The 13,778-nt window shown below is 44.4% G+C and carries 12 protein-coding genes and 2 tRNA genes; 10 read left to right on the top strand and 4 right to left on the bottom strand.

The window, feature by feature from the left end:
* From argH to ACZ45G_RS16390, 8 genes are all read left to right on the top strand, one after another.
* Positions 1-1,383, top strand: coding sequence for an argininosuccinate lyase (gene argH, locus ACZ45G_RS16425; protein ID WP_464171566.1), 1,383 nt, complete (start codon positions 1-3; stop codon positions 1,381-1,383).
* Positions 1,380-1,856 (top strand): fibronectin type III domain-containing protein, encoded by a 477-nt coding sequence (locus ACZ45G_RS16420; RefSeq protein WP_464171565.1) that lies wholly within the window; start codon positions 1,380-1,382, stop codon positions 1,854-1,856. The genes argH and ACZ45G_RS16420 overlap by 4 nt, the downstream gene beginning before the upstream one ends.
* Complete coding sequence (folK, locus tag ACZ45G_RS16415) at positions 1,853-2,359, top strand: 2-amino-4-hydroxy-6-hydroxymethyldihydropteridine diphosphokinase (protein WP_464171564.1); 507 nt, start codon at positions 1,853-1,855, stop codon at positions 2,357-2,359. Before ACZ45G_RS16420 ends, folK begins: the two co-directional genes overlap by 4 nt.
* A 10-nt stretch (positions 2,360-2,369) precedes the next feature.
* A complete protein-coding gene (gene fsa, locus ACZ45G_RS16410; protein WP_464171563.1) occupies positions 2,370-3,014 on the top strand; it encodes a fructose-6-phosphate aldolase in 645 nt (214 codons plus the stop codon).
* Positions 3,015-3,021: 7 nt separating this feature from the next.
* Positions 3,022-3,582: a CDP-diacylglycerol--glycerol-3-phosphate 3-phosphatidyltransferase gene (gene pgsA, locus ACZ45G_RS16405; protein WP_464171562.1), complete on the top strand. Its 561-nt coding sequence runs from the start codon at positions 3,022-3,024 to the stop codon at positions 3,580-3,582.
* A 57-nt stretch (positions 3,583-3,639) separates the two neighbouring features.
* Positions 3,640-3,714, top strand: a tRNA-Gly gene (locus ACZ45G_RS16400).
* A gap of 6 nt (positions 3,715-3,720) precedes the next feature.
* A tRNA-Cys gene (locus ACZ45G_RS16395) sits at positions 3,721-3,795 on the top strand.
* A gap of 803 nt (positions 3,796-4,598) precedes the next feature.
* Positions 4,599-5,780 (top strand): pyridoxal phosphate-dependent aminotransferase, encoded by a 1,182-nt coding sequence (locus tag ACZ45G_RS16390; protein ID WP_464171561.1) that lies wholly within the window; start codon positions 4,599-4,601, stop codon positions 5,778-5,780.
* Between the two features lie 188 nt (positions 5,781-5,968).
* On the opposite strand, the gene ACZ45G_RS16385 is transcribed toward ACZ45G_RS16390, so the two are convergent.
* From ACZ45G_RS16385 to ftsY, 4 genes are all read right to left on the bottom strand, one after another.
* On the bottom strand, positions 5,969-6,385 hold the full coding sequence (locus tag ACZ45G_RS16385; RefSeq protein ID WP_464171560.1) for a nuclear transport factor 2 family protein: 417 nt from the start codon (positions 6,383-6,385) through the stop codon (positions 5,969-5,971).
* A gap of 261 nt (positions 6,386-6,646) precedes the next feature.
* The gene (locus ACZ45G_RS16380) at positions 6,647-8,119 is read right to left on the bottom strand and encodes a sensor domain-containing diguanylate cyclase (RefSeq protein WP_464171559.1); all 1,473 of its coding nucleotides are present in this window, start codon (positions 8,117-8,119) and stop codon (positions 6,647-6,649) included.
* A 126-nt stretch (positions 8,120-8,245) separates the two neighbouring features.
* Entirely contained in the window at positions 8,246-8,878 is a 633-nt protein-coding gene (locus ACZ45G_RS16375) for a LysE family translocator (RefSeq protein WP_464171558.1), read from the bottom strand.
* A 75-nt stretch (positions 8,879-8,953) separates the two neighbouring features.
* Complete coding sequence (gene ftsY, locus ACZ45G_RS16370) at positions 8,954-9,913, bottom strand: signal recognition particle-docking protein FtsY (RefSeq protein ID WP_464171557.1); 960 nt, start codon at positions 9,911-9,913, stop codon at positions 8,954-8,956.
* Between the two features lie 240 nt (positions 9,914-10,153).
* On the opposite strand from ftsY, the gene ACZ45G_RS16365 reads away from it, so the two are divergent.
* The gene (locus ACZ45G_RS16365) at positions 10,154-11,566 is read left to right on the top strand and encodes a GGDEF domain-containing protein (protein ID WP_464171556.1); all 1,413 of its coding nucleotides are present in this window, start codon (positions 10,154-10,156) and stop codon (positions 11,564-11,566) included.
* A 51-nt stretch (positions 11,567-11,617) separates the two neighbouring features.
* Positions 11,618-13,699: a 6-phosphofructokinase gene (locus ACZ45G_RS16360; RefSeq protein WP_464171555.1), complete on the top strand. Its 2,082-nt coding sequence runs from the start codon at positions 11,618-11,620 to the stop codon at positions 13,697-13,699.
* Positions 13,700-13,778: the final 79 nt, after the last annotated feature.

Genomic DNA, 13,778 nt, shown 5'->3' with positions numbered 1-13,778 from the left:
ATGAATGAAAAACTTTGGGGGGGTCGGTTTTCCCAGGCCACGGACGAACTGGTTGAAAAATTTAATGCATCCATTGATGTGGATAAACGGCTTTATGACAGTGATATCCAAGGCAGTATTGCCCATTTGAAGATGATGGCAAATGAATCCATTATATCAAAGGATGAGGCCCAGACCCTTATAAAAGGGCTTGGCCAGGTTAAATCCAAGATGGATAACAATGAAATTGCTTTCACTGACAGCTTGGAAGATATCCACATGCATGTGGAAGATGCTCTGGGCAAAGAAAGCGGGGATGTGGCTAAAAAACTTCATACAGGGCGAAGCCGAAATGATCAGGTCGCCCTTGATGTCCGGATCTACCTGAAGGAAGAAACCCACCAGGTTATCCAGATGCTGACAGATTTTCAAAGGGCATTGGTGACCATGGCAAAAAAACACCTGAGGGTTATCATGCCGGGCTACACTCATATGCAGCGGGCCCAGCCCGTGCTGTTTGCCCATCATTTGATGGCCTATTATGAGATGATAAAGCGAGATGTACAGCGGTTTGATGATTCGCTTAAGCGGGTGGATGTCATGCCCCTTGGTGCTGCCGCCCTTGCCGGTACCACCTATCCTTTGAATCGGGAGTACACAAGACAGGTGCTCGGGTTTGGCAAAGTCTCTGAGAACAGCATGGATTCTGTATCAGACCGGGATTTTGTCATGGAATTTATCGCCCATGCCAGCATCTGCATGATTCATCTGTCAAGGCTTTCCGAGGAATTGATTCTCTGGTCATCTTCTGAATTCTCCTTTATCACGATTTCCGATGCCTTTACCACAGGTTCCAGTATCATGCCCCAGAAAAAAAACCCGGATGTGGCAGAACTTGTAAGGGGTAAAACAGGAAGGGTTGTGGGGAACCTTGTGGCCATTCTTACCACCATGAAATCTCTTCCCATGGCCTATAATAAGGACATGCAAGAAGACAAGGAACCGCTGTTTGATACTGTTGATACCTTGAAAATTTGTACGGCGGTTTACACCCGGATGCTGCCCAATATTGAGGTCCATGAAGCCAGGATGAAAACGGCCTGCAAAAAGGGATTTTTAAATGCCACTGATTTTGCAGATTATCTGGTCAACAGAGGAATGGCCTTTCGACAGGCCCACTCAGTGGCCGGAAAAGCCGTGGCCTATGGCTTGAGCCAGGACAAGGAACTGGATGAGTTAAGCCTGGAAGAATTACAATCCTTTAGTGAGTTGATTGAAAAAGATATCTATCATTTTATTTCCCTTGATCAAATGATCACTCGTCGCATATCATACGGAGGCACAAGCTTTGACAATGTGGCCCAGGCGGTGCAGCGAGCTCAAAAGGAGCTTGACCCGTCATGAAGCTGAAAAAAAAACATGGTTTCCCCCATTTTTTATCCAATTTTTTACACGTGGGAGGGGGACTTTCTCTGATGATCTTGTTTCTAACGGTCTTGTTTCTGGCGCCTTCCTGTGGCAAGAAAGGACCGCCCATACCCCCTGTCATTGAGGGAAATGTTCTGGCTGCACCTGATAATCTAACGGTATCTTTGGAAGAAAACCGGCTAACCTTGACATGGACCCATACCATTGACCCGAAAACGGCTAAAATAGCCCCCGAGGCATTTGAGGTTTATATGGCCACCAAGGATGCGGCTGCCTGTGAAGGCTGTCCCTTTGTTTTTAAATCAATGGGGGTGGTTTCCATGCCGGACATGGTCTATCACGGAACCTTGGTGCCGGGATTTCACTATTACTTCAGGGTGCAGGCCATTGGACGAGATGAGATGAAAAGTGGTTACTCCAAAACCAGTTATGTTGATTTTACAAAATGATGGAACAATTGTTTACTGCCTATCTGAGTATCGGCTCAAATAAAGGGGATAAGCGGGAGAATCTAAACCAGGCCATTGACTGCCTGGACCATCACAAACAGATCCGTGTGACAGGCGTCTCTTCTTTTTACAGGACACAACCCCAGAATTTTGAAGATCAGGATTGGTTTGTTAATGCCGCCTTAAAAGTTGAAACTTCTGCTGACCCCGGACAATTGCTGAACATTTTAAAACAGGTTGAAACTTCTCTGGATAGAGAGGGAAAAGCTTTTAGATTTGGACCCAGAATCATTGATCTGGATATTATTTTTTTTCAAGACATGGTTTTCAAAACAGATACGCTTGAAATCCCCCATCCCAGGATGCAGGAAAGATGTTTTGTCCTTAGACCCATGTGTGATATAGGTGGTGAAGCAATCCATCCGGTGTTAAAGAAAACGCCGAGGCAACTGTTAAAAAGAATAGAAAAACAAACGAGCCAGGAGGTCATTCTTCTGGACTAGGAGGTGTTAGGTGAAGTTTTTTATCGATACAGCCAATATTGATCAGATCAAAGATGCCAGCAACATGGGCATGGTGGATGGGGTTACGACCAACCCGTCCCTGATTGCCAGGGAAGAGGGGGAATTCAAGGAGATCATCGCCAATATATGCAAAGTTGTTGACGGCCCTGTCAGTGCCGAAGTCATCAGCCTTGAGTATGACGGCATGGTCACAGAAGCAAGGGAGCTTGCTCAAATTGCCGATAATATTACGGTTAAGATTCCCATGACCATTGAAGGACTCAAGGCGGTTAAAACACTGTCTTCCGAAGGGATAAAGACCAATGTTACCCTGGTTTTCTCTGCATTGCAGGCCCTGATGGCTGCAAAGGCGGGTGCCACATATGTATCCCCATTTGTGGGACGCATTGACGACCTGGCCCAGGAAGGCATGGATCTGATTGAAGAGATTGTTCAGATTTTTGACAATTATGATTTTGATACCCAGATTATTGTGGCCAGTGTGAGAAATCCCCTGCATGTCTTAAAGGCTGCTCTGATCGGTGCGGATGTCGCCACCATCCCCCATGGGGTCTTAAAAAAGCTTGCCGCCCACCATATGACTGATAAGGGGATTGAAGCATTCATGTCGGATTGGAATAAAAAAAAGGGGTAAGGTATAGATGGGGCTAGAAAAAATAAAAGCGGTGGTGCTGACCCCCAATTTTATGACGGTTTCCAGAATTGTAGCGGTTCCTATCATTGTGGTGCTCCTGATGTCAGACGCCAGGAGCACCACGTTTATCGCAGCCGCTCTTTTTTCCCTGGCCTCCATCACAGACTATTTTGACGGATATCTGGCAAGAACCCGGGGTCTTGAAACAAAATTGGGTAAAATACTAGATCCCCTTGCCGACAAACTATTGGTCTCTTCTTCTTTGGTGATGCTGGCATCCCTGGGGTTTATGCAAGGGTGGATTGCCTGTGTGATCATTGGCAGGGAATTGGCTGTCACCGGCTTGCGGTGTGTGCTCATTGAGAATGGTCAGGACGTGGCAGCCTCCTGGCTGGGAAAGTATAAGGTCGGGTTCCAGATAGCCGCCATTATCCCCTTGATGCTGCATTATTCGTATCTGGGGATCAATTTTAATGGTATCGGGGTATTCTTTCTCTGGGGTGCCGTGTTCTTTACGATCTGGTCTGGTTTTGATTATTTTATTAAGGCAAGAAAGTTTTTATTTTAAGCAATTTTTCATTGACAAAATAACGGCATCCGTATATAAATTCTTTCTGTTTGCTGAGCGGGAATAACTCAGTGGTAGAGTGCGACCTTGCCAAGGTCGAAGTCGCGGGTTCAACTCCCGTTTCCCGCTCCATACATTGGCGGCTTGGCCAAGTGGTAAGGCATCGGCCTGCAAAGCCGACATTCTCCAGTTCAAATCTGGAAGCCGCCTCCATTAATAAATTCAAGGGTCTTGGGAGTTTTTCTGAGGCCCTTTTTTTATAGCCAAAATTATTGCTCTCATACTATCCCCCACAAAATTGAATTTTTTTAAACCCATTGAACATTTCAAACCCTATCCGCAAAAATAGCAAAAGTATTCCCCCCAATAAACAATCCGGCCAAAATATAACCGGGCTTTGTTCATTGGGTGAGGTAGTGCACTTGCTTTAGCCAGCTGCAAAAAATTTAATATCGATGCCCCTCTATTTTCAATAACATCCCTTCAAATATATATATTTTCGAACCCATTCAAAATCACCGATGACCTCGAACTGTCTTTATTATTAATAAAATCAGCGGAGTCAAATGAAAAAATAAATCAAATATGTCCAATGGTTTATGAAGGGTCCAATTTTTAATCATTAGGATTTTTTCAACGACATGTGGCATCGGGCTAATGGGTGTTACTAGCATAAAAACTGTTGCAAAGATCAAAATTGAATACGGGAGTTTATCTAAAAAATTAAACATAGACCAATCCTTTTTAATTATTTGAATAGTGTTCCATTGTATACCTCAAATTTTCATCCAAGTCATCATTTCCATCCCCATCAATCCGGTGGCCAAATGGTGATAGGACTCAGGCTTGGCTCTTACTTGGTGTCTCAGGGTGACGAGTAGGTGATTGTCGACCAATGCAATCTTCTGGGCAATATCCTGGCAATAATTTCCGGTTTTTGAAAGGACTGTTTTCATCGTGGAAAATTTAAGGTATGGTAAACTCTATTTTAAACCCCGTTTCAGGAGGAAAAAAATATGCCCATAGCAGATAAAATGGTAAAAATGGTTGAATCCGCATCCATGATCCGAAAGATGTTCGAAGAAGGGGCCCGGCTCAGGGAAAGGTTCGGCCCTGATAATGTTTTTGATTTTTCCCTTGGAAATCCGGATGTTCCACCGCCGCCGGCTGTGAAAGAGATCCTGCTGGAACTGATCAACAATGAGAACACCACCCACGGATATATGTCCAATCCGGGGTATCCGCATGTGCGTCAGGCTGTGGCTGATTATTTGAACCAAGAATTCAATGTGGGGCTTACCCAAGATCTGGTGGTGATGACTGTGGGGGCTGCCGGGGCTTTGAATGATACCCTCAGGGCCTTGGTGAATCCCGGGGAAGATATTTTGGTACCGGCTCCCTATTTTGTCGGCTATAACCAATATGCCTTTGTGGCGGGGGCCAATTTGAAAACCGCTTCCACCCTTTCTGATTTTCACCTGGATTTAGAGGCTATTAAGGCAGCCATAACCCAAAATACCCGGGTTATGCTGATTAATTCCCCCAATAATCCCACCGGTGTTGTATATACAAAAGAAGAGTTGATGGGCCTTGGGACCTTGCTTGAAGAGGCCAGCCAGAAGTTTGGTAAACGCATTTATCTTATCTCTGACGAACCCTATCGGAAGATTGTTTACGGGGTTGAGGTGCCCTCGGTGTTTGATGTGTATCCCCATACCATTATGCTCACCTCCTATTCCAAGGAATTGTCGTTGGCAGGGGAGAGAATCGGATACCTTGCCATCCATCCAAAGGCCGAGGATGCTGCCATGATTGCCGGGGCAGCCGGGGTGACAAACACCATGATGTATGTGAATGCACCGGCGCTTTTCCAGCAGGTTGTGGGAAAGCTCCAGGGCGTTACTGTGGATATTGATATTTATAAAAAACGCCGGGATATGTTTTGTGAAGGGCTTCATGCGGCAGGGTATGAATTTGATGTGCCGGAAGGTGCGTTTTATCTCTTCCCCAAAAGTCCCATTAAAAATGATCTTGAGTTTGTGGGCCTTTTAAAAGAGCAGAATATTCTGGCGGTCCCGGGGACAGGGTTCAGTGGTCCGGGGTTTTTCAGGCTTTCCTATGCAGTGCCGGAAAAAACCATTACCGGCTCTCTTGGGGGATTTAAAAAAGCCTTTGATAAGGCAAAAGAAAAGGAATAAGGCGGTTTTATAATAAAAAAAATGGGAATTACCCTTGCAAAGGGCGCAGTTCCCATTTTTTTATGGAATAAAATATTCATCGTTATGCCAGCACCGCTGGCAACGGATTCACCGGAGACAGTTCCATAGAGGTTCCCAGGTAAGGGAACTAATTTTTTTTGTACCGTTGCATCGGAGCCATCTCATTGTTACAGGTGAAGACTATATCGCGTATTGTCAATTTCAAGGGTTGTTTTGGTATAGGTGAGTTTGTTAATAATTTTACCGTCCTTGAAATGGATCACGTCAACCCCTTTTCTTATTTCCGGCTTGTCTTCAAAATCAGGCTCCATCGAAGGCCATTCAAGCACCCAGCGATACAATACTTTTTGTACTTTCTCATCCACAAAGGTTTCTGCTTCTAAAAATCTGAAATTTCCATGGTTCTCAAACCAGGAAGCCCAGACCTTTCTAAGGTTTTTCTTTCCTTTCACATAGGCCCCTGTCCAGTTTTCAAAAAAAACATCTTCATGGAAGAGCTCCATCACCTTTTCAAGGTCGTGTTTATTCCAGGCCAGGTTCCATTCTTTGAGTTTCATTTTGATTTCATCGCGTGAAAGCCTCATGTACCCTCCTTTCCGGTAAAAGTTCATCCCTTCTTCATGAATCATTTACCAGGCGTTTGCTCAAGACCACCACTGGGTCATCCCCCAAATTTTTAATGGGGTGTTTCAATGGTCTGTTTCTTATATACTACCCTTGGATGACTTAAGCAATTTTTTTTCATGAAAATACTGAAGGGATCTTGGGTATAATTTTCAAAGGGGTGGTTCGGGTAACCCATGGCTTCATAGACTTTGGGGTGTTGACAGATATTTGCAAAACCGTCATGGATTGGTCTCCTCTTCAATACAATTTTTACCCCTTGCCTTGGCTTTGTAAAGTGCTGTGTCAGCTCGAAAAATCCAGTCTTTCAAGGTTTCTTTTTGCCTGTACCCGGCAATGCCGGAACTGATGGTAATGGACGGTGTCTTTACCATGACAGGAGCGGGGGAAGCATAAAAATCATGGGCCTGAATTGCCAGGCGCAGTCTTTGTGCGATTTGTCTTGTCTGCTCCATATTGCTGAAAATCAAGAGAACAAATTCATCCCCTCCCCAGCGAACCAGCAGGTCTTTTTCGCGGATGGTCCGGGCGGCTATTTGGGCCACCGCCTTGATTACGGTATCACCAAACAGGTGACCATGGGTATCATTGACCTGTTTTAAATGATCCATATCAAAGAGGATGATACACATCTCCACGGGTTCCCGCCGGTTAAGGTTGGTCATGTATTTGAAACGCCGTTCAAATTCATTTCGATTGTAGGCCTGGGTCAGTTTGTCAGTATTGGCCATGGTTTCCAATTGGCGTTGGAAATAGTTGATGACGATGATGGCAAAGACGATGGTGGCAAAGGTGATGATAAGGCTGATGAGAAAATTTTGGATAAAGGTGTTTTTAATGGATTGAAGGGCAAGTGTTTCATCCTGTTCCACTAAAAGATACCAGCCCAGTTCATGGATAAACCGGCTGGTGAGAAGAATGTGGGTCGTTTCAGAATCATATTCAAAAAAGGAGGGGGTATCTTTGGAATCAAGGATCTTTTTGGCAATGGCGGCGAGTCCAGTGACATCATAAATAGACTGGGTGGCTATTTTTGATTTATCGGTGTGGACCTGTATCATTCCGTCGGGGCTGACCATATAGACGTCTCGGTTGTATTTTTTTTTATAATAATCCATCAGGGTTGCCACCCGGTCAAAATCAAGCCCCACACCCACAACGCCTAAAAGCTGGTTGTCATAGTCAACCAGCCGATGATTGATAAAAATGGTCAAATGATTGAGCGCTGCCTCATTGGTATCCACGTTGAGATCGTAATCAACCTGTAAATTTTTAAAATTGTAATACCAGGCATCATGGCTGTTTTCGGGGCTGATTTTTTTTAAAGCCCCCTTGAAGTGGTAATAGGTTTGACTTTTGTCTGAGACAAAAAAGGAACTGAAAAAATGATATCTATTTTTTATTTCCAATAGATATTTCTGGATAAGGAGCGGATTCTTTTCTCCCCCGAGAACCCAGTCCTTTAAAAAGGTATCATTGGCCATGAGGGAAGAGACGAAGATGGGCCGGGTTAAATCCCTTTGAATTTCAGAATAGATATTGTCCCGGGCCAGGGGAAGACTGTTGTCAATAATACTTGTTTTGACTGATTTTTTCGAAGATTGGTATGAAATCACATTGGTCAGCAAAAAACCCGATAACAGGATAAGACTGAGGACAAGAATTAGTTTGGTACGGATTGTAAAAAATTTCATGACAGCCTTAATCTGGTAAAGGGTATTAAAATATCGGTTGATTGTGACCCAATGAGTTGTTCTATCCTATGCTAAATCGTGGCTTCGGGCAAAGAGAAAAGATGAAACGCTAACAGGTGTTATCGATTATTGTGAATCAAAGGCCAGCTTTAATCCAAATCCGATGAAAATCGTACCGGATAATTTTTGTAGGATGAGACCCACCCGGCGATTGTTTCTAAGGGTATGGGTCAGCCGGGCAGCGATTCCTGTCAAAACAATGCACCAGATACTGCCGGTAACAAGAAAGGTGGACCCAAGAACAAGGAAGGGCAGTGGGCCTTGAACCGCCTGGGCATTGATAAACTGGGGTAAAAAAGAGAGAAAAAAAAGGGCCACCTTTGGGTTCAATACATTGGTGATGACCCCCTGCCGAAAAATTTTAATCAGATCTTTTGGCACAAATTTAGTGTCAGCGGTTTCAAAGGCAGTTTGTTTTTCCATCAGGGTTCTTACTCCCAGAAAGATAAGATAAAAAGCGCCTGCCCATTTTACAAGGGTAAAGGCCGCGGCCGATGTTGACAAAATCAGGGAGAGACCAAATGCGGCACACAACACATGGACCACACAACCGGTCATGATGCCGACCACGGAAACAAGACCGGCACGCCTGCCCTGTGCGACACTTCGGGTCAGAATATACATGGTATCAACCCCCGGGGTCAGGTTGAGTATGATGGCGGCAATGATAAAGCCGGTATAGTTTTCAATTCCAAACATAAAAAGGGGTCCTTATATTCCATCTAAAAAAATATGCAAATGAATAGATAAAAAGAGGGTCTTTGGGTTAAATATTTAGTCAAACAGTGCATTGATAAAGTTTTGGGGATCAAACGCCTGGAGGTCATCAATGCCTTCCCCAACACCGATATAGGAGATGGGAAGGCCCATGGTACTGGCAATGGCAGCAACGATTCCACCCTTTGCGGTTCCGTCCAGTTTTGTCAATGCAATCTGGGTAATGCCAACGGCTTCATGGAAGATTTTTGCCTGGGAGATTGCATTTTGACCTGTGGTGGCATCCAGGACCATTAATACCTCATGGGGGGCTGTGATCAACTTTTTATTGATGGACCGTTTTATTTTTTTTAATTCTTCCATTAGATTTTTCTGGGTATGGAGCCGGCCGGCCGTATCAACGAGAACGATGTCAACTCCCCTGGCAATGGCAGCTTCCACGGCATCGTAGGCAACCGCCGCAGGATCTGCCCCTTCCTTGTGCCTGACAACCGCTGCCCCGGATCTGTCTGCCCAGACCTCCACCTGCTCAATGGCCGCAGCCCTGAAGGTATCTGCGGCTGCAATGAGCACCTTTTTTCCCTGGCGGGTATAGCGCATGGCAAGTTTGCCCAGTGTGGTGGTTTTCCCGGTTCCATTGACCCCGACTATCATGATGACCTGGGGGGGGGCAGGGACAGGTTTACTGGGCAGTGCCGGGGTATCAGGAAACAATGCCATAAGTTCTTCTTTTAAAACATGTTTAAGCTCATCAGCCGTTTTCAGCCGTTTGGATTTTTTGCGGATTCGGTCCATCATTTCCATGGTGATGTCCATGCCAAGGTCAGACGTGACCAGCAATTCTTCAAGTTCCTCAAACAGGTTTTCATCGATTTCTTTGGCCGCCACAAATAGTTCATTGATATCGGTATTCAATACGGCTCGGGTTTTGCTTAACCCGGTTTTTAACCGGGAAAACAGGCTGTCGGCTGGTTTCTTTGTTTCAATAGTCTTTTCCGGTTCATTTTTTGGTGGCATACTTTTTTTCTTGAAGATATTAAAAGCCAATGATTGTCTCCCTGGATCATAGGTTAGTTACTTATTGTTTAAGCGAGTATACTCTTTTACAATTTTTAGAAACCAGAATCAAGACAAGGCAAGGAAAATAACAACTGAATTTAACAAGATGAGGATAAATGAGAATGATACTTTACTTTCTGTGCACCAACCGATAAAAATAAACAAAAGATATTTTCAGATAATAAGGGAAGGTGACCCATGGTGAAGCCCTTGGATGAAAAAATAGTGGTGTTGAAGGAACAGGTTAAAAAATTGTTGTCTCAAAAAGACAGTCTTGTAAAAGAACTGGATGCTGTTGAAGAAAAATTTGAAAACCAGGACAGGCTCTATCGTAAATATTTTCCCGTCATCATAGATACAGTGGCGGCAGGGGATACCCATTTTGAAGGGGTTTGTAAAGACTTGAGTGGGGCTTTGAAAAAAGGGGCATCCTTTGTAAAAATTGAATATATTTTTGAGCAATTAAAAACAGCCATGATCAAAGAAGGGATAGGACCGCTTGCGCCAAAAAAGAAACGAGGGATATTTGCCTCTCTCATAAAATCTTCAACCCATAATTTTATTGATGATTTTAGGCAAAGCTATCAGGATATTTTAAATACCCTGAGGTCCACCCTTGATAAAAAATATATCACCCGCATGGACAATATAACGACCAGGATATTAAGCGCACAAGATATCCAAGATATCGCAGATATCCGGGAAAGTATTTTTGGCCTGGTTTTTGTCTACATTGCCGAAGCCAACCAGGACCGGGAAAAAATGAATTCTTTTGTCCAGGATATTGTGGGTAAGATCCTGGATATTGAAGCAAAATTTGCCTTTTCCCATGACCAAACCAATTCTCTGTTTTTATCCAATTCAGGGTTTGAGACGCTTTTAAGCACCGAATTGACAGGCCTGCAAACCACTTCTGAAATGGCAACCAGTCTGGATGATTTGAAACTTCAGATCACCCAAAGACTGGCCTCCATTGAGCAGGCATTGACCAAAAAACAATTAAAGGAAAAGGCCATTCAAGCCGCTTTCGAGAAGAACCGGAATATTTTTAAGACCGGGTTTGCTATATTAAAGCAGAAATTAAATGAAGCCACCCAACATTCTGAACAGCTTGAAGAAAAATTAAACCAGGATCAATTGACCGGCTCCTTTAACCGGCGGGCCTATGATAAAAAAATGGAAGATGAGATGGAGCGGTTTTTGCGGTATGGCACCCAATTTTCCCTGTTGTTGATTGATGCGGATAAATTCAAGAATATTAATGACCGATATGGGCATGCCATCGGAGACAAGTGTCTCCAGGAAATTATCAAAAGGTCTCTGCCCTTGCTGCGTAAAAATGATATGCTGGCCCGGTATGGGGGGGAAGAATTTGTGGTCATTATGCCTGAAACAGATGCTGTTGGTGCAAAAGAAGCCGCGGAAAAGATCCGGCAGACCATAGAAAAAATTGAATTTTTGTACAAACGAGAAACCGTAAGGGTTACGGTGAGTATAGGCGTTACCCAGGTACAAGAAAAGGACACAAGCCATCTGCAGGTTTTTGAGCGGGCAGATGTGGCAGTGTACAAGGCAAAAGCAAAGGGAAGGAACCAGGTATTTGTTCATTAGACTGGTGGAAAAAACAAGGAAATCCTAATTAAAATTGTTACAGGAGCGGGAATGGGATCTGAGATAGAACTCGATTATTTACTGAATCATCCAATTGCAAAAACGGCTACAGCAGACCTTAATAGTGAAGCACTCGCCAGGAGATCATTTTCACCGAAAAAGATCCGGATTTTTACCAAAAGGTATTCATTGCTGGAGGACCAGCCCCAATATCGGTTCACCAATGACAAGGAAGCCCAAAAGGTTCTTCCGGACATCATTTGCAACCCGGTTCAAAAAGTGACCCTAGGGGATGAGATTTCTGAGGTAAAGAAACAGGCGTTTTCAAAGAAACGAAATATCGGAGTGGTGTTTTCCGGGGGACCGGCTCCGGGTGGGCATAATGTGATTGCAGGCCTTTTTGATGAAGTCAAACGCTATAATCCGGAATCAAAGGTATTTGGATTTTTGATGGGAACAGAGGGGCTGATTGAATCCAGTTATATGGAGATAACCCGGGAACTTGTGGATGCCCACCGCAACATGGGCGGTTTTTCCATGATAAAAACAGGCAGAACAAAAATTGATTCAGACAAGAAAATGGATGATTCCTTAAAAACCTGCATGGATCTTGGGCTGGATGCATTGGTGGTCATCGGCGGAGATGATTCCAACACCAATGCCGCTTTTCTTGCCCAGCATTACAAAAAATTTGGTATCAAGGTCATTGGGGTTCCCAAAACCATTGATGGGGATATCCAGGTATCAACCGATGACGGAGATGTCCTTTGTGCCATTTCCTTTGGTTTTCACAGCGCTGCCAGGGCCTTCGCCCAGAACATCAGTAATCTGGCCACTGATTGTGAGTCCACTGTTAAATACTGGCACATCTGCAAAGTCATGGGCAGGGTGGCAAGTCATCTAACATTGGAAACTGCCCTCCAGACCCATGCCACCCTTTCCCTGATCGGAGAGGAGCTGGCCGATTATGTTGATCAAGAACGTCTTGCAAAGGCAAAGGCAAATAACACCATAGATTATAATGCCTTTGGCATTACCCTGCGGCATCTGTCGCGATTTATCTGCGATACTATTGTGAAGCGGGCAGCTGTCGGTAAAAATTACGGTATTATGATCATCCCGGAAGGGATACTGGAGTTTATCAATGAAATCCAGGTGTTTATCATAAAACTCAATAAAATAATTGCCGAGTACAACACCATTCATGATATTGATTTTCACAGGGCTTTCCCGGGACTGGCCGATAAATTGGAGTATTTAAGGTGGATCAGCCAGGGAATGATCGACAAGAGTCCCTTTCCCATCTGGAATCTTCGGGATGATGAATTGTTCAACCAATTGCCCCCTTTTTTCAGGGAAGGACTGATGGTGGAACGGGATCTTCACGGAAATTTTCAGTTTTCCCAGGTGAAGACAGAAAAGATGGTCATGGACATGGTCAAGGAGTATCTGGGGGTTTTAAAAGAACAAGGGGTCTATAAAATCGGGATAAAAGATACAGCGTACAAGGCCATTATGCTTGCCCACGGTCTGGACCCGAAGTTGTATGAAACGACTCTTTTTGGAAACCCCAAGGCCGACTATCTTTTGGTTAAAGAGACGATTATTTCCCAAAAAACCTTGAAGCAGGCACTTGTCAGCAATGAGCTCATGGCGGTTGAAGAGAGTATCCCTGAGCCCATTGTCCAGGTTTTTAAGAACTCCGAGCCTAATTTTAAAACCCAGACCCATTTTTATGGATATGACGGCAGGGGAACAGCTCCGAGTCATTTTGACTGCAATTATACCTATAACCTCGGGTTGACTGCATTTCATCTTATTGCCGGAAATGCCACCGGTCAGATGGCCGCCATCCGGAATCTTGAAATGGACTTTGATCAATGGGAACCCATTGGTATTCCCATTGCCAAACTCATGCATTTGGAAGAGAGAAAGGGTAAGCTGGAGCTGGTAATCGAAAAAAGTCTGGTGGACTTGAACTCAAATGGATTCAGGGTCTTTAAAGCCTTACGGGATAAATGGATGGCAGCAGATTCTGGAGAGGACCATTATCGTCAGCCGGGTCCTATCCGTTTTGCCGGTGACACTGAAGAGGACCGGCCTATTTCCCTGGTATTCAATTCCATTCAGTAACGGTGTTGATCGAAAAATTTTTAGGAACAAAACCGGCAGGTATAAAATTCCTGCCGGTTTTGTTATGACCTGCCGGTTG

This window comes from Desulfoconvexum algidum (genome assembly GCF_055382125.1).
This window is presented reverse-complemented; position numbering and strand designations above follow the sequence as displayed.